Origin of the sequence: Allostella sp. (genome assembly GCF_041913585.1) — a bacterium.
Taxonomy (GTDB): domain Bacteria; phylum Pseudomonadota; class Alphaproteobacteria; order ATCC43930; family Allostellaceae; genus Allostella.
Map to the genome: position 1 here is coordinate 8,680 of NZ_JAYSFE010000006.1, position 16,604 is coordinate 25,283.

The window sequence follows — 16,604 nt, forward strand, 5'->3', positions numbered from 1 at the left end:
CGGCGCCGCCGTGGCGGCCGGCGACGCGGTCGCGATCGCGGCCGCGGCGGATGTCGGGCTGTCGACGGAAGGCGGTCTCGACGCCGACGCGGCGCTGTCGGCGGACATCGGCGCGGCAGGCGTGTCGGCGACCGCGGCGGCCGAAGCCACGATCGATGTGGACGGCGTCGCCGCGGAGGCCGCGACCGCAGCCGCGCTGGGACCCATCGCCGAGAGTGCCGTCGCGGCCGAAGTCGCCCTGCCGTCGGACGGCGGGCCGGTGACGCTGGCGGCGACGGCCGATGCCGGGCTGGCGGACTTGGCGATGGCGGAACTGGCCGCCGCGGCGGCCGTCGATCCGGAAGGCGGGCTCGCCGCGGCAGCCGCCCTGTCGACCTCCGGGCCGGACCTGCCACCGGTCGAGGCCGCGGTCGCGCTCGAGGTCGGGCCGGAACCGGCCGTCGAGGCGTCCTTGGCCCTGGACGAGTTGCTGTCGGTCGACCTGTCGCTGGGCGGCGGCCTCGCGCTCGACCTCGACCTGCTGCCGGACGCGCCGCCGGTCGCGGTGGTCGGGGCGGCGGTGGTCGAGGTGGCGGTGGGCGCGGTCGAATCCCTCCTGGGCGGGTCGTTCGCCGCCGACGACCCGGAGCCGCCGCCCGCGGCGCCGCCGCCGGTGGCCTCCGTCCTCTATTCGCTGGGCGGGCTCTTCGCCTAGGGGGTGGACAAACCTTCCGGCCGTCCGCTCGGGGCAAGCCATGCCGGCGACGCGGATCGGTCATTCGCCGACGGGTGCGGCGCTTCCCCGGCTGTCTTCGGACGTCGCAGCCTCCTCCGGCGCGCGGCCGGCGCGGCGGACAAGGGTGGCGAAATTGCGCAGGATCGGCGATCCCGGTTCGCGCCGCGTGGCGAGGCAGAGCGGCACGCTCGGGCGGTCGCACGGCGCCAGTTCGCAGTAGGCGACGCCGTCCATCTGCACCCGGCGCAGCGAGGCGGGCACCAGCGCGACTCCCAGTCCCGCGGCGACCAGGCTCAGCGTCGATGTGATCCGCGGCGCCTCCTGACCCAGTCGTGGCGTGAAGCCGGCTTTGAGGCAGGCGGCCAGCGTCGCGTCGAACATGCCCGGCCCCTCCACCCGGGCGAAGGCGATGAAGCTCTCCGCGGCGAAGTCGCGCAGCGGTCGCGGCGCCACGGCGACGGCGAGCGGGTGGGCCGCCGGAACGGCAGCCACCATCGGCTCGTCGAGCAGGCGATCGACCGCGAGCCCGGGCTCGGCCGGCGGCTCCGCGCGCAGGAAGGCGGCATCCAGCCGCGCCTCCCGCAGGCCCTGCACCGCCTGCCGACTGAGGCATTCGTCGAGGGTGACCGTGACGGCGGGCCAGGCCTCGCGGAACGCCCGCAGCACCCCCGGCACCAGCGGGTGGAAGGGCGCCGTCGGGGCGACGCCGACGCGCAGCTGGCCCTGCTCGCCGCGCGCGACGCGCCGGGCGTCGCGCTCGGCCTGCGCCAGGCGAAGCATGATCGCGCGGGCTTCCTCGAACAGCACCCGTCCGCTCTCCGTCAACTCCACGCCGCGCGGCTTGCGGCGGAACAGCTGGAAGCCGAGCTGTGCCTCCATCGCCTTGATCTGCTGGCTGAGCGGCGGCTGCTGGATGCCGAGCCGCTCGGCCGCCCGCGTGACGTGCCCTTCCTCGCCGACGGCGACCAGGTAGCGGAGCTGCCGGAGGTCCAGTGCCATACGCGCAGCATATCGCTTTCGCAGCGACAGCCGCATCGCTTGGCGACGGCCCGCCCTCCTATTCCTGCCCGCAGCCGGCACCGACGCCGGTCGAACGAGGCCCCGGATGAAGAAGACGCGCCGCACGATCCTGCCGCCGACGGGGGGAACTCCCCTCGCCGATGCCTTGCCCGGGTCCGGTCATGCGCAGCCCGGTCCGGCGCGCGAGCTGCGCATCGTCGTGGGCTTCCCTCCGGACGGTCCCCTCGACATCGTCGCGCGCACCATCGCTCCCGCGCTCGAGCGCGGTCTTGGCCGGCCGGTGCGCGTCGAGAACCATGTGGGCGCCGGCGGCAACGACGCAGCGCGGCTGGTCGTGCGGGCCGCACCGGACGGCGGCACGGTGCTGCTCTGCGCCCCGCTGAACGCGATCAATGCGACGCTGATCCCGGACCTCGACTTCGACTTCGGCCACGACATCCTCCCCGTGGCCGGAATCGCGCGCCTCCCGATCGTCATCGAGGTGCATCCCTCGGTGCCGGCGCGCTCCATCCCGGGGTTGATCGACCATGCGCGTGCGAACCCCGGTCGGCTGCGCGTGGCCTACGCCGGCACGGGCACTCCCCAGCACATGGCCATCGAGCTGTTCCAGCACCTGGCGGACGTGCGCTTCTCGCTCGTTGCCTATCGCGGTTCGGCAGCGGCGCTCGACGACCTGCTGCGCGGTGCGGCGGATGTGATGTTCGACCCGGCGCCCTCCTCCCTGCCGCATGTCCGCGCCGGCCGGCTCGTTCCCCTCGCGACCACGGGTCCGAGCCGGGCGCCGGTCCTGCCAGAGTTGCCGATCGTGGCCGATATCCTGGCCGGCTACGAGGCCGGCTCCTGGTTCGGGCTGGGTGTGCCGCGCGGCACGAGCGCCGAGGCGGTGGCGCGGCTCAACGCCGCCGTCAACGCCGGCCTGCGCGACGCCGGCATCCGCCAGGCCCTCGCCAGGCTCGGCGCCGAGGCGATGCCCGGCACGGCGGCCGAGTTCGGCCGGTTCGTCGCCGCCGAAACTGCCCGCTACGCCGAGATCATCCGTGTTGCCCGGTCCCTTCCGACCTAGGTCGGGCGCCGCAGGAGCTGTGCCACCACCGACAGGAAGCGGTGGTCGTCGAACGGCTTGGCGATCACCGGCCGGCCGGCGAGCAGGAAGAACTGCTCGAGCTCGGCGTTGGCGATGTCGCCGGTCATGAAGAGGATGCGGCGGGCGGCCTCCGGGTCCTGGCTCTCGAGCCGCCGGTAGAGCTCGACGCCGTCCATGCCGGGCATGTGGATGTCCGTGACGAGCAGATCGTAGCGGCGGCGGTCGATCCGGCGCAGCGCCTCGGCGCCGTCGGCGGCGAGGTCGGCGGCGTGGCCTTCGCGGCGCAGCAGCGACTGGATGTAGCGGCCGAGCCCGGTATCGTCGTCGATCACCAGCACCGCGGCGCCGCCGGCCGGGCGCGGCGCCGGCGGCGGCGGTTCGGGCTGCGCCGGCTGGGCGACCGGCAGCCGGACCACGAACAGGGCGCCGCCGGCGGTCCGGTTGGCGGCGGTGATGCTGCCGCCCAGTTCCTTGACTTGGGATACGCAGAGCGACAGGCCGAGGCCCGTCCCCTTGCCTTCGGGCTTGGTCGTGAAGAAGGGCTGGAAGATCCGCTTCAGGATCGCCGGCGGGATCCCGGGCCCATTGTCGGCGACCCGGAGTTCGACCATGCGCCCGTCCGGGTCGTGCGCCAGCGTGAGCCAGAGCCGACGCGGCCCGGGCACTTCGGCCAGCGCGTCGGAGGCGTTCGCCAGCAGGTTGACGACGACCTGGCGGAGGCCGGTGGCGTCGCCGGTGACGGTCGGCAGGTCTGCCGGCAGGTCGGCCACGAGCTCCACGCCGGCCTGCTCCAGCCGTCCGCGCACCAGTTCGACGGCCCGGGCCGTGACCTCGGCGAGCGGCAGGGCCGCCCGGTGGATCGGCCGCCGCCGGGCCAGGTCGAGCAGGTTGGTCACGATCCGGGCCGACTGGCGCGCCGCCTCGACGATCCGCTCCAGCCGCCCGAGATGGGCCTGGCTGCGGACGGTGCGCGACAGGAGCTGGCTCTGCGCGAGGATGGTCGAGAGCTGGTTGTTGAGTTCGTGGACGATCGAGGCGAGAAGCTGCCCGAGCGCGGCGGCACGTTCGGCCGCGGGGTCGAGCCCCGCCTCCTCGCGCCGCGCCGCCAGCAGCAGCCGCCGGCGGCCATGCCGCACCTGCCGCGCCGTCACCAGGATCGCCGTGGCGGCGCCCTCGCCGGGCGGCGGCGCCAGGCGCAGGACGACGGCCCCCCCGTCCGCCGGCGCGGCGGCGATCCGCGCCACCGCCTCGTCCGGCCAGTGCCGCGGGTCGGCCATGTCGGGGCCGTCGCCGCCGTCGCCGGCGAGCAGCGCGATCCAGGCGCGGTTGCGCCGCAGCGGCCGGAACCCGCCATCGACCACGGCCTGGGCCTCGCTCGATGCCGCGAACGCGAGGTCGCCCAGCCGCGCATCGGGTCGCGGCGGCCGCTCGCGGACGGGGCGGGGCGGGCGTGCCGTCGTCATTGCGGCGACCCATGTCGCCGCGGGCTTGCGGCCACGCCTATCGCGCGATTGCCGAAGTGGCGCCGGGACGCGAAGGTTGTCAGCCACGAAAGGCCAATGTTATGCAGGCCGGCAAGCGCCGGAGAGCGCTCCGGCCAATCCACAAAATTCGGGAGAACGCAGTGACGCACATCGTCAAGTCCATCCTCGTTTCGGCGGCCGCCGCGGCCGCGCTCGCCTTGCCGGCATCTGCCGCCGAGATGAAGCTGATGACGGGGCCGCAGGGCGGCGTCTGGGTTCCGCTGGGCGGCCAGCTCAAGGACATGTGGGAGAAGGCGGTCCCGGGCCTCTCCGTGCAGGCGCTGCCGGGCGCCGGCATCGCCAACATGCGCGGCATCGAGGAGGGCAAGACCGAGATCGGCTTCGGCAACTCGATCTCGACCGTCGATGCGCTCGCCGGCAACGCGCCGTTCAACAAGCCGCACAACAGCATCTGCAACGTCGCGACGCTGTACCCGCAATACTACCAGCTCGTCACCCCGACGGCGGCCGGCATCAAGTCGGTGAAGGACCTGAAGGGCAAGTCGATCACGACCCAGCCGCGCGGCAACACGGGCGAGCTCATCACCGCCCAGCTGCTCAAGGTCAACGGGCTGTCCTACAGCGACGTCAAGGTCAGCTTCGTGTCCTATACCGACTCCGTGACCCAGATGCAGGACGGGCATGCGGTCGCCTTCGGCCTCGGCACCGCCATCCCGGCCGGCTCGATCATGGACCTGGCGTCGGCGCGCGACATCACCCTCATGGACCTGTCCGGCAGCATCGAGGGGATGAAGAAGCTCAACCCCGGCTACACGCTGGTGACGGTGCCGAAGGGCACCTATCCCAAGCAGGATCAGGACGTGAAGGTGATCGGCTACGCCACGCACATCGCCGTCTCCTGCAAGCTGCCGGCCGATCAGGTCTACGCCATGACCAAGACGATGGCGGCCAACGTGCCGTCGATGGCGGCGGTCTACAAGGGCATCGCCGGCCTGACGCCCAAGGCGATGGCCGAGGACATCGGTGTGCCGTTCCATCCGGGCGCGGCCAAGTTCTATGCCGAGAACAGCATCACGGTGAAGACGCGCTGAGCGAACGTCCCCAGCACCGGAGCGGGCCGTCATGTCCCTCGACCTGAGCCATGGCGGCCTGCTCCGCCTCGCCGGCATCGTCATCGGCGTCCTGATGTCGCTCTACCACATGTGGGCGATCGCATTCGGGAGCCCGGAGGCGGTCTATTTCCGCGGCACCCACCTGCTGTTCGCGCTGGTGCTGGTCTTCCTGTTCTACGAGCGCTCGACGAAACGCGCTGGCAAGCCGGCCGACATCGTCGACTACGGCATGGTGGCGCTCGGCGCCGCGCCGATCCTCTACCTGTTCCTGAACTACGACTATCTCGTCAACCGCATCTACTACATCGACGACCTGACCACGGCCGACATGGTGTTCGGCGCGCTGATGGTGGTCGCCGTCATCGAGGGCACGCGGCGGGCGCTCGGCTGGGCGCTGCCGATCACCGCGATCGTCTTCCTCGCCTACGGCCTGTTCATCGCCCGGCTCGAGCCGATGCGGCTGATGGACCAGCTCTTCATGACGACCGAGGGCATCTTCGGCATCCCGCTCTCGGTGTCGGCCGCCTACGTCCTGATCTTCGTCCTCTTCGGCAGCTTCATGGAGCGCACCGGCACCGGCCAGCTCTTCATGGACTTCGCCATGGCGCTGACCGGCCATTCGGCCGGCGGGCCCGGCAAGGTGTCGGTCGTCTCGTCCAGCCTGTTCGGCACCATCTCGGGCAGCGCCGTCGCCAACGTCATGGTCGACGGGCCGATCGCCATTCCGCTGATGAAGCGCACCGGCTTCCCGCCGCACTTCGCCGCCGGCGTCGAATCGACCGCCTCGACGGGCGGCCAGATCATGCCGCCGATCATGGGTGCGGCCGCCTTCGTCATGGCCGAGTTCCTCGCCGTCGGCTACGGCCAGGTCATCGTCTGGGCCTTGATCCCCTCGATCCTCTATTACGTCGCCTGCTTCGGCGCGGTCCATTTCGAGGCCAAGCGGCGCGGCCTCGTCGGCCTGCCGCGGTCGGAACTGCCGCGCCTGTCCCACGTCATGGCCGAGCGCGGGCACCTCTTCCTCCCGGTGCTCGCCATCCTCGCGGTCATGTATTCGGGCTTCAGCGCACCGATGGCGGCGCTCGTCGGCACGCTGCTCTGCTTCCCGGTGGCGGCGCTGCGCGCCACGACGCGGCAGAACGTGACCCTGCGCAACGTGCTCGAGGCGATGGCCGACGGCGCCCGCAACGCGGTGACGGTGGCGCTCGCCTGCGCCTGCGCCGGGATCATCATCGGCGTCGTCATGCTCTCCGGCCTCGGCATCGTCTTCACCCAGATCGTCGTCGGCATGGCGCAGGACTGGCTGCTGGCGGCCCTGATCCTGACCATGGCGGCCGGGATCGTGCTCGGCATGGGGATGCCGACGACGCCCGCCTACATCATCCTGACGGCGCTGCTGGTGCCGGCGATCATCAAGCTCGGCGTCGTGCCGCCCGCCGCCCACATGTTCGCGCTCTATTTCGCGGTCCTGTCGGCGATCACCCCGCCGGTGGCGCTCGCCGTGTTCGCCGCCGCCGGCATCGCCAAGGCGGACATCTGGAAGAGCGGGCTGGCGGCGGTGAAGATCGGCGCCGCCGGCTTCATCGTCCCCTTCATGTTCGTCTACGAGCCGGCGCTGCTGATGATCGGCGACTGGCCCTGGATCGTCTGGCGCTTCGTCTGCGCGGTCGCCGGCATCCTGCTCTTCGCCGGCGGCCTGCACGGGTTCTTCCTCACCCGGGCCTCGCCGTGGCAGCGCGCGGCGCTGACGGTGGCCGGCTTCGCGCTGGTCGTCCCCAGCATCTGGGCCGACATCGCCGGCGCCGCGCTGGCGGCGGTGGTGCTCGGCAGCCAGTGGCTCGAACGCCAGCGGATGCCGGCCGTGGCCGGCACCCGCTGAGGCGTCACAGCCGCACGTCGTGCAGCGGCCGCCCCCAGTCGGCGGCCGCGGCGACGGCGCGCGGCACGTCCTCCTCCAGCATCAGCCCGTCGGCGACGAGTGCCCGGGCGGCGGCCTCGATCGCCGCGGCATAGTCGGCCGGCGTCGCATGGCGTGACCGCACCGACGGCCGCGGATCGCCGGTCGCGGCCCGCTCCTCGTCGGTGTCGGGGAAGGGGATGTAGCTGCCGGTGAATTCGTGCATGGCGCCGTGGCCATGGCCACGGTCGCGGATGTTCCAGCCGGTATAGGTGCCGAGCGGCGCCTGCACCATCGGCGCCCGCACCCCGGCAATGTCGTTGCCGTCGGCGTCGACGGCCGGCACGAGCGTCGGATAGCCTTCGGCCGCCAGCACGACCGGCGGCTCCTGGTCGATGATCCCGTCCCTGGCGCGCGGCCCGAAATCGAGGAGCGGGCAGGCATTGGCGCCGGTCGGCAGGGCGACGCCCGGGATGGCCGGGAAGCGGCGGCGCCACTCCTCGGCGGTGACCAGGGTGCCGTCGGCGCGCCGCGGGATGCGGCTCTCGGGCGGCGGGGTGCCGTCGGTCGCCCAACGGTCGAGGGCGTCGAGCATGGCGCGGAACAGCATCGAGGTCTGGACGATGTTGAGGTAGTTGCGGCAGATGCCGCGCGCCGGCCGCTTGATGTTGGGGTCGGCGAAGTGTTGCGAGCTCGACCACAGATAGACGCGCACGCCGTCCGGCTGCGGCAGGTCGTTGCCGTGGGCGTCGGTGTGGACCAGCGAGCCGCGGCGCTGCCAGTACTCGATGGCGGACTGGGTGTGCAGCACCAGCGGGTCCGTCTCCGGCCGCTTCAGGATCGCGTCCGTGGCGCCCGTGTGGGGGTCGACCGAGGCCGCGTAGGAGAAGGGGAAGCGGTCGGCCATCGTCGCGTGGTCTTCGTACTGCTGGCCCGCCGGCGAGACGACGAGCGAGAAGCGGTGGTTCATCCACATGAGGCCGCCGCCCGAGACGTGCGGCAGCACGCCCTCGAAGACCTGCCGGCCGTCGGCGTCGGCGTTGAAGCCCTGGTGGATGAAGTCGCGGATGCATCGCCCGGTCTGCGACCGGCCCCAGGCATAGGCCTTGTCGACGGTGCCGGCGAGCGGGTTGCCGGCGCCGGCGTCGCGCTTCAGGAAGCTGACGAGATCGCGGACGACGACATGTCCCAGCCCATGCACCCGGGGGTCGCGGCCGGTATAGACCAGCTCGTAGATCCAGCCGGGCTGGAAGCCGGCGGGCAGGTGGATGTTGATGTCGGACGGCACGACCGCCTGCTCCGCGCCCTGGTTGTCGAGGCCGCTGCCGCCCTCGACCCGGGCGAAGGCCCACTGGTCGGCGGGGATCGGGATGCGGGCATCGCCCTGGTAGCGCCTCCGGGTCAGGGTCGCCTGGCGCGTGTCGAGCGAGGCGGCGGGGTAGCTGCGCGTCGACGCCCGGCCGGAGAGCGGGAGCGTCGTCGTCGGCTTCTCGACGATGAACTCGCTGCGCACCGGACCGGTGATCGGCTGGCCGTTCTCGGTCGCCACCGGCACGTCGAGCACCAGGCGGCCGTTGCCGGGCAGCAGGTCGCCCTCCCACGCGGCCCAGACGATCGTGTAGCCGCGGCGGAAGAGGAAGCCGTTGCCGGCATGGGCCAGGGTCGTCGGGTCGTTGCTGGGCGGCGCGTCGTTGAAGAACTGGAGTTCGCGCTTGTTGCCGCGGTTGCCATAGCCGAAGAAGAGCCGCCGGTTGCCGCGCGCCGGATCGACCGGCTTCAGGATCATGATGTCGGCCGCGAACTCGACCAGCCCCGCGGCGCTGCGCGGCGCCTTGTCGAGGTCGACGATGGTCCCGTAGGCGGGCTCCTTCGGATCGACCGCGAAATGGGCGCGGCCGGAAAGCTTCTCGTAGGCGCCGGCGGGGCCGAACTCGTGGCCGGCGGCGAAGACGGTGCGGGACGCGATGGCGATGCGGGGGTTCGTGGGCATGGCGGGTCGGAATCCTCGGGGGACGGGCGGAATTCAGGCGGAAAGGAACGGCAGGTCGAGGCCGTTGCGGCGGGCGCAGTCGATGGCGAGGTCGTAGCCGGCGTCGGCATGGCGCATGACGCCGGTCGCGGGATCGTTCCACAGCACCCGCTCCAGCCGCCGGGCGGCCGCGTCGCTGCCGTCGCAGACGACGACCATGCCGGCATGCTGGGAGTAGCCGATGCCGACGCCGCCGCCATGGTGGATCGAGACCCAGGTGGCGCCCGAGGCGCAGTTGACGAGCGCATTGAGCAGCGGCCAGTCGGCGACGGCGTCGCTGCCGTCGCGCATCGCCTCGGTCTCGCGGTTGGGGCTGGCGACCGAGCCGGAATCGAGATGGTCGCGGCCGATGACGATCGGCCCGATCTCGCCCTTCGCCACCATCTCGTTGAAGGCGAGGCCGAGGCGGTGGCGGTCGCCGAGGCCGACCCAGCAGATGCGCGCGGGCAGGCCCTGGAAGCGGATGCGCGCGCGTGCCATGTCGAGCCAGTTGTGCAGGTGCCGGTCGTCGGGCATCAGTTCCTTCACCCGGGCGTCGGTCCGGTAGATGTCCTCGGGGTCGCCCGACAGCGCGGCCCAGCGGAACGGCCCGACGCCGCGACAGAAGAGCGGGCGGATATAGGCCGGCACGAAGCCCGGGAAGGCGAAGGCGTCGGCGACGCCCATGTCCTTCGCCATCTGCCGGATGTTGTTGCCGTAGTCGAGCGTCGGCACGCCCATGTGATGGAAGTCGAGCATGGCGCGGACCTGCACCGCCATCGACCGCATCGCCGCCGCCTCGACCGCCTTGGGATCGCGCGTCCGGCGCTCCTCCCATTCCTCCAGCGTCCAGCCGGCGGGCAGGTAGCCGTTGATCGGGTCGTGGGCCGAGGTCTGGTCGGTCACCGCGTCCGGCCGGACACCGCGGCGCACCAGCTCGGGGAAGATCTCGGCGGCATTGCCGAGGAGGCCGATCGAGCGCGGCCGCCGCTCGCGGTACGACCGGTCGATCATCGCCAGGGCGTCGTCGAGCGTGTCGGCGCGGGCGTCGAGATAGCCGGTCGCCAGCCGCATCTCGATGCGGCTCGGCTGGCATTCGACGGCGAGCAGCGAGGCGCCGGCCATGGTCGCGGCCAGCGGCTGCGCCCCACCCATGCCGCCCAGCCCGCCGGTCAGGATCCAGCGGCCGCCGAGATCGCCGCCATAATGCTGCCGGCCGACCTCGGCGAAGGTCTCGTAGGTGCCCTGCACGATGCCCTGGGAGCCGATGTAGATCCAGGAGCCGGCCGTCATCTGGCCGTACATCATCAGGCCCTTGCGGTCGAGTTCGTGGAAATGGTCCCAGTCGGCCCACTTGCCGACGAGGTTGGAGTTGGCGATCAGCACCCGGGGCGCGTCGGCATGGGTGCGGAAGACGCCGACCGGCTTGCCCGACTGCACGCACAGCGTCTGGTCGTCGTCGAGGCGGCGCAGCGCCGCCGCGATACGGTCGAAGCTGTCCCAGTCGCGTGCCGCCCGCCCGATCCCGCCATAGACGACGAGCTCGTGCGGCCGCTCGGCGACCTCGGGGTCGAGATTGTTCATCAGCATCCGCAGCGCCGCCTCGGTCTGCCAGCTCCGGGCGCTACGGTCGAGGCCGCGCGCCGCGCGGACGATGCGGGCATTGTCTATCCGGGGACCGGGCATGGATCAGGCTCGCCAGACGACGGGGAAGGCGGGGGAGTCCATGGGTGCGCCGACCTCTGGGGCGCCGGTCGCGGGCGGCGGTGGCGACATGAAGCCCTCGCGCAGGACGTAGCGGGCATCGTCGCCGGTCCAGCGGGCCGAGACGATGCGGCGGCGCACGCCGGTCGAGTTGCCGGGCGCCCCGTGCAGCGCCAGGCCGTGGAAGGCGACGAGGTCGCCCGGCTCCAGCGCCCAGCCGAGGATGCGGTGGCGGTCGCGTTCGGCCTCGATGTCGGGGACGGGGGTGAAGTTCCTCTGCTGCGCCGGATGGTCGTTGCCGTCGGCGAAGCGCCTGGGCGTGTACCAGTGGCCCGAGCGGTGGGAGCCGGCGACGAACTCCAGGCTGATCTCGCGCGCCACCGGGTCGAGCGGAATCCACATGCTCATGACGTCGGCGCCGTCGACGACGTAGTAGGGCTGGTCGTGGTGCCAGGGGGTGCGCTCCTCGGTTCCTGGCTCCTTCACCAGCACGTGCTCGTGGAAGAGGTTGACCTTGGACGACCCCATCAACCGGCCGGCGACGGCGGCCAGCGGCGAGCGCCGCAGCACCGCCTCGTACTCCGGGATGCGCTGCCAGTTGCAGTAGTCGCCGAAGAACATGCCGGGCCGGCCGTCGGGCGTGTAGCGCTTGGCGAACGGCCCCGGCTCGCGCAGGTTGCGCTCGACGCCGTCGGCCAGCAGCGCCAGCCATTCCGGCGCCAGGACGCCGCGCAGGCAGACGGCGCCGTCGGCGCGGTAGGCTTCGATCTCGGCGTCGCTCGGCATCATCGGCAGGGTCCCTCCGTCGGTCGGCCGGAACGAGCCTAGCCGAGCGGGCGCCGGTGCGGGAGGCGGTTCGTCCCTCACTCCAGCGCGACCGTGATCCAGGCGTCCGCCGCCGCCGCGGCGATCGTGCCGTCGCGCACGAGGTCGCGCGCGGCCGCGAGGTCCGGGGCGAGGAAGCGGTCGTCGTCGAGATGGGCGACGACGGCGCGGATCGCGGCGCGCACCCGCTCCAGGACCGGACTGGAGGCGAGCGGGGCGTGGAAGTCGACGCCCTGGGCGGCCGCCAGCAGCTCGATGCCGACGATGGCGGCGGCATTGTCGGCCATGTCGCCGAGCCGCCGGGCGGCGTGGGTCGCCATCGAGACGTGGTCCTCCTGGTTGGCGGAGGTGGGCAGGCTGTCGATGCTGGCGGGGGCGGCGCGCTGCTTGTTCTCGGCCGCCAGGGCGGCGGCGGTGACATGGACGATCATGAAGCCGGAATTGAGCCCGGGGCGCCGGGTCAGGAAGGGCGGCAGGCCGCTGATCGAACCATCCGTCAGCATGGCGACCCGGCGCTCGGCGAGCGAGCCGATCTCGGCCATGGCCAGCGCCAACAGGTCGGCGGCGAAGGCAACCGGCTCGGCGTGGAAATTGCCGCCCGAGAGCACCTCGCCCGTGTCGGCGAAGACGAGCGGGTTGTCCGACACGGCGTCGGCCTCCGTCGCCAGCATCCGGCCCGCCTGGCGCATGAGGTCGAGGCAGGCGCCCATCACCTGCGGTTGGCAGCGCAGGCAGTAGGGGTCCTGGACCTTGCCGCACTCCTTGTGCGAGGCGCGGATGCCGCTGTCGGCGACCAGCGCGCGGAACGCCGCAGCGACGTCGCGCTGGCCGGGATGGCCGCGCAGCGCGTGGATGCGCGGGTCGAACGGCGTGTCCGAGCCGAGCGCCGCGTCGAGCGAGAGGGCGCCGGCCGCGAGCGCGGCGCGGAAGACGCGCTCGATCGCGAAGAGGCCGGCCAGCGCCAGCGCCGTCGAGACCTGGGTGCCGTTGAGGAGCGCCAGACCCTCCTTCGGCCCGAGCGCCAGCGGCGCCAGCCCGACCCGCGCCAGGGCGGCGGCCGCAGGCAGGGTCTCGCCGGCGAGGCGGCATTCGCCGACGCCGATCATCGCGGCCGCCATGTGGGCGAGCGGTGCCAGGTCTCCCGAGGCGCCGACGGAGCCCTGCGCCGGGATCAGCGGCAGCAGGTCGGCGGCCAGCATGCGCTCCAGGAACTGGACCGTCTCCCAGCGCACGCCCGACGCGCCGCGGGCGAGGCTCGCCATCTTGAGCGCCAGGACGAGGCGGACCACCGGGTCGGGCAGGGCCGGGCCGACCCCGGTCGCGTGCGACAGCACGAGGTTGCGCTGCAGGGTGGCGAGGTCCTCGGCCTCGATGCGGGCGTGGGCCAGCTTGCCGAAGCCGGTGTTGACGCCATAGACCGGCGCGCCGCGCCCGACGATGGCGGCGACCGCGTCCGCGCCGGCGGCGACCCGAGGCCGGGCGGCGGCGTCGAGGGCGACCGGTGCGCGGTCATGGAGGATCGCCCGCCACGCGGCCAGCGGGTGGCCGTCGAGGCCGAGGTTCACGGTCGTCGTCATCTGCCACCCCAGAGCCGTCGCCACAGCGGGTTGAAGCCGATCCGGTAGGCCAGTTCGCCCGGCCGCTCGACCTCCCAGATCGCGAGGTCGGCGCGGCGGCCGGCCGCGACGGTGCCGGCCACGTCGCCGAGGCCGAGGGCCCGGGCGGCGTTGCGGGTCATCCCCGCCAGCGCCTCGGCCGGGGTCAGCCGGAAGACGGTGCAGGCCATGTTCATCGCCAGCAGCGGCGAGTAGAGCGGCGAGGAACCGGGGTTGAGGTCGGTGGCGACGGCGATCGGCACGCCGAGACGGCGCAACGCCTCGACCGGCGGCAGCTTCGTCTCGCGGATGAAGTAGAAGGCGCCCGGCAGCAGCACCGCGACCGTCCCGGCCGCGGCCATGGCGGCCGCTCCGGCCTCGTCGAGATGCTCGAGATGGTCGGCGGAGAGCGCGCCCATGCCGGCGGCCAGCGCCGCGCCGCCGAGGTTGGACAATTGCTCGGCGTGGAGCTTGATCGGCAGGCCCCGGGCGCGGGCGGCGGCGAAGACGCGGGCCGTCTGTTCCGCCGTGAAGGCGATGCGGTCACAGAAGGCGTCGACGGCGTCGGCCAGCCCCTCGGCCAGGACGGCGTCGAGGACGGGGCCGCAGCAGAGGTCGACATAGCCGTCCGCATCGCCGGCGAACTCCGGCGGCAGGGCGTGGGCGGCGAGCAGCGTCGTGCGGATGCCGACCGGCCGCTCGCGGCCGAGCCGCCGGGCGGCGCGCAGCATCTTCGCCTCGTCCGCCGCCGACAGGCCGTAGCCCGACTTGACCTCGACCGTGGTGGCGCCTTCCGCGATCAGCGCGTCGAGGCGGGGCAGGGCGGTCGCGACCAGTTCGTCCTCGGTCGCGCCGCGGGTCGCCTGCACGGTCGAGAGGATGCCGCCGCCCGCCCGCGCCAGTTCCTCGTAGGTCGCTCCCTCGAGCCGCAGTTCGAATTCGTGGGCGCGGTTGCCGCCATGGACGAGGTGGGTGTGGCAGTCGACCAGACCCGGCGTCACCCAGCGGCCGTCGAGCGCGATCCGCTCGGCCCCGGCGACGCCGGTCGGCAGGTCGTCCATGGCGCCCACCCAGGCGATGCGGTCGCCGGCCAGCGCCACGGCGGCGGCGGCGCCGCCGGCGACGCTTCCATAGGGATCGGGACCGGGTGCCATGGTCGCGACCCGGCCGCCGACGAGGATGCGATCGACCTCCATGGTGCCCCGAAGCCCCCCTCGCCGCCGCTGCCGGACGGGCGCTACGATACACGCGAACGGCCGCGATCAGGATGCACCCTCGCGATGAAGAAACTGCATTTCGCCCACGCGCTGCTGCCCGACGGCTGGGCGGCCGGCGTGCGGATCACCGTCGACGACCAGGGTCGGATCGCCGCGGTCGACGCGGACATGCCGGCCGACGGATGCGAGGCCCATGCCGGGATCGCGCTGCCGGGGCTGCCCAACCTGCACAGCCACGCCTTCCAGCGCGGCATGGCCGGCCTCGCCGAGCGGCGTGGCGCGACCGAGGAGAACTTCTGGGGCTGGCGGCAGGTGATGTACCGCTTCCTCGCGGTCCTCGACCCCGACGACGTCGCCGCCATCGCCGCCCAGGCCTATGTCGAGATGGTCGAAAGCGGCTTCACGTCGGTCGCCGAGTTCCACTACCTGCACCACGCGCCGGGCGGCGGGCGCTACGGCGATCCGGCGGAGATGGCGGCGGCAATCGGGCGCGCGGCCGCCGAGAGCGGCATCGGGGTGACCCATCTGCCGGTCTTCTATGGGTTCGGCGGCTTCGGCGGCGGCGCGCCCGAACCGGGGCAGCGCCGCTTCGTGACGGCGCCCGACGAATTCCAGCGGATCGTCGCCGCCTCCCGCCACGCGCTCCGCGACCTGCCCGACGCGATGGTCGGGGTGGCCCCCCATTCGATTCGGGCGGTGACGCCGGGGACGCTGGCCGAGGTCGTGGACGCGGCGGCCGCGGTTCCCATCCACATCCACATCGCCGAGCAGCAGCGGGAGGTCGACGAGTGTCTCGCCTGGAGCGGGCGCCGCTCGGTGGACTGGCTCCTCGACGAGATGCCGGTCGACGGCCGCTGGTGCCTCGTCCACGCGACGCACGTCAGCGCCGGCGAGGTGTCGCGGATCGCCGCCTCCGGCGCGGTCGCCGGCCTCTGCCCGATCACCGAGGCCAATCTCGGCGACGGGCTCTACCCGCTGCCGGCGTTCCTGGCGCGGGGCGGTCGGCTCGGCGTCGGCAGCGACAGCAACGTCCGCATCGACGCGGCCGAGGAACTGCGGTTGCTGGAGTACGGCCAGCGGCTGCGCGACCAGATGCGGAACGTCGTGGTCTCGCACGCGGACCGCTCGACCGGGCGGGCACTCTGCGACCTGGCACTGGCCGGCGGGGCCCAGGCGACGGGACGGGCGGTCGGCCGGCTGGCGCCCGGCCATCGCGCCGACATCGTCATGCTCGATCCGGAGCATCCGGCCCTGGTCGGGCGGCAGGGCGACCATTGGCTCGACGGCTGGCTCTTCGCCGCCGACGGCCGGGCGATCGACCGGGTCTGGATCGGCGGCCGCGCCGTGGTCGAGCGCGGCCGCCATCTGCTTCGTGAGTCGGTGCGCCGCCGCTTCGCGCGGACGATGCGGCGGCTGCTGGAGAACTGACGGGCCGCCGGCGGGGCGGCGGCCCCTGGTGCCTCAGGCCGGGATGCCGGGGCGGGCGCGGTAGGCGTCGGCGGCGGGCGCGGTGCCGAGGCTGGCCGCCGACGGCCCGCCCAGGGTCTCGATGCGGCCGGTGAGCCGTCCGCCGTCCGCGACCTCGAGCCGCCCGTAGCGGATTTCGCCCTCGATCTGCCCGGTCTCGTGGACGATGAGCCGCTGGCTGGCGCGGATTTCGCCCTCGAAGCGGCCGCGGACCTCGGCCGTCTCGCACTCGATGGTCCCCTCGACCCGGCCGTTGGCATCGAGGACGAAGGACTTGCAGGTGGTTTGCAGGCGCGCCTTGCCGGCGACGTAGATCCGGCTGCAGCGCTCGATCGTGGCGGCGATCTCAACGCCCTCGCCGACCGAAAGATAGCTCTCGTTCGTCGGTCCTGCAGTCACTCGATCCCGCTCCTCTTGCACGTCCCGAAAACGCGTCGGCCGGGACGACGGTCCCGGCAGCTGTCTTCAGGTTATCA

General features: G+C 73.0%; 13 protein-coding genes. 5 read left to right on the forward strand and 8 right to left on the reverse strand.

The genetic code is table 11. The annotated features are described in order from the left end of the window. The coding region (locus tag ACE3Q3_RS02265; protein ID WP_374441171.1) for a hypothetical protein at positions 1 to 694 on the forward strand (694 nt) is incomplete at its 5' end. Between the two features lie 60 nt (positions 695 to 754). On the opposite strand, the gene ACE3Q3_RS02270 is transcribed toward ACE3Q3_RS02265, so the two are convergent. Then, on the reverse strand, positions 755 to 1,714 hold the full coding sequence (locus ACE3Q3_RS02270) for a LysR substrate-binding domain-containing protein (protein WP_374441176.1): 960 nt from the start codon (positions 1,712 to 1,714) through the stop codon (positions 755 to 757). Positions 1,715 to 1,820: 106 nt separating this feature from the next. On the opposite strand from ACE3Q3_RS02270, the gene ACE3Q3_RS02275 reads away from it, so the two are divergent. Next, positions 1,821 to 2,798: a Bug family tripartite tricarboxylate transporter substrate binding protein gene (locus tag ACE3Q3_RS02275; protein WP_374441188.1), complete on the forward strand. Its 978-nt coding sequence runs from the start codon at positions 1,821 to 1,823 to the stop codon at positions 2,796 to 2,798. Here ACE3Q3_RS02275 and ACE3Q3_RS02280 read toward each other — a convergent pair. Continuing rightward, positions 2,795 to 4,282, reverse strand: coding sequence for an ATP-binding protein (locus ACE3Q3_RS02280; RefSeq protein ID WP_374441190.1), 1,488 nt, complete (start codon positions 4,280 to 4,282; stop codon positions 2,795 to 2,797). The genes ACE3Q3_RS02275 and ACE3Q3_RS02280 overlap by 4 nt on opposite strands. A gap of 161 nt (positions 4,283 to 4,443) precedes the next feature. Between ACE3Q3_RS02280 and ACE3Q3_RS02285 the strand changes: the two genes are divergently transcribed. Both ACE3Q3_RS02285 and ACE3Q3_RS02290 read left to right on the forward strand, forming a co-directional pair. Further along, the gene (locus ACE3Q3_RS02285) at positions 4,444 to 5,394 is read left to right on the forward strand and encodes a TAXI family TRAP transporter solute-binding subunit (protein WP_374441194.1); all 951 of its coding nucleotides are present in this window, start codon (positions 4,444 to 4,446) and stop codon (positions 5,392 to 5,394) included. Positions 5,395 to 5,425: 31 nt separating this feature from the next. Then, the gene (locus ACE3Q3_RS02290) at positions 5,426 to 7,294 is read left to right on the forward strand and encodes a TRAP transporter permease (protein ID WP_374441197.1); all 1,869 of its coding nucleotides are present in this window, start codon (positions 5,426 to 5,428) and stop codon (positions 7,292 to 7,294) included. Between the two features lie 4 nt (positions 7,295 to 7,298). On the opposite strand, the gene ACE3Q3_RS02295 is transcribed toward ACE3Q3_RS02290, so the two are convergent. The 5 genes from ACE3Q3_RS02295 to hutI form a co-directional block, all read right to left on the reverse strand. Beyond that, on the reverse strand, positions 7,299 to 9,302 hold the full coding sequence (locus ACE3Q3_RS02295; RefSeq protein WP_374441199.1) for an alpha/beta hydrolase domain-containing protein: 2,004 nt from the start codon (positions 9,300 to 9,302) through the stop codon (positions 7,299 to 7,301). Between the two features lie 33 nt (positions 9,303 to 9,335). Further along, complete coding sequence (gene hutU, locus ACE3Q3_RS02300) at positions 9,336 to 11,006, reverse strand: urocanate hydratase (protein ID WP_374441202.1); 1,671 nt, start codon at positions 11,004 to 11,006, stop codon at positions 9,336 to 9,338. A 3-nt stretch (positions 11,007 to 11,009) separates the two neighbouring features. Continuing rightward, positions 11,010 to 11,813, reverse strand: coding sequence for a phytanoyl-CoA dioxygenase family protein (locus ACE3Q3_RS02305; protein WP_374441204.1), 804 nt, complete (start codon positions 11,811 to 11,813; stop codon positions 11,010 to 11,012). Between the two features lie 74 nt (positions 11,814 to 11,887). Then, positions 11,888 to 13,426 carry a histidine ammonia-lyase gene (hutH, locus tag ACE3Q3_RS02310; RefSeq protein WP_374441206.1) on the reverse strand — a complete coding sequence of 513 codons (1,539 nt, stop codon included), beginning with the start codon at positions 13,424 to 13,426 and terminating at the stop codon, positions 11,888 to 11,890. Further along, on the reverse strand, positions 13,423 to 14,640 hold the full coding sequence (hutI, locus tag ACE3Q3_RS02315) for an imidazolonepropionase (protein ID WP_374441209.1): 1,218 nt from the start codon (positions 14,638 to 14,640) through the stop codon (positions 13,423 to 13,425). The genes hutH and hutI overlap by 4 nt, the downstream gene beginning before the upstream one ends. Before the next feature lie 84 nt (positions 14,641 to 14,724). On the opposite strand from hutI, the gene ACE3Q3_RS02320 reads away from it, so the two are divergent. Then, positions 14,725 to 16,089 carry a formimidoylglutamate deiminase gene (locus ACE3Q3_RS02320; protein WP_374441212.1) on the forward strand — a complete coding sequence of 455 codons (1,365 nt, stop codon included), beginning with the start codon at positions 14,725 to 14,727 and terminating at the stop codon, positions 16,087 to 16,089. 33 nt (positions 16,090 to 16,122) lie between these two features. Here the strand turns inward: ACE3Q3_RS02320 and ACE3Q3_RS02325 are convergent, their stop codons facing one another. Continuing rightward, positions 16,123 to 16,527 (reverse strand): polymer-forming cytoskeletal protein, encoded by a 405-nt coding sequence (locus ACE3Q3_RS02325; protein ID WP_374441214.1) that lies wholly within the window; start codon positions 16,525 to 16,527, stop codon positions 16,123 to 16,125. Positions 16,528 to 16,604 lie beyond the last annotated feature (77 nt).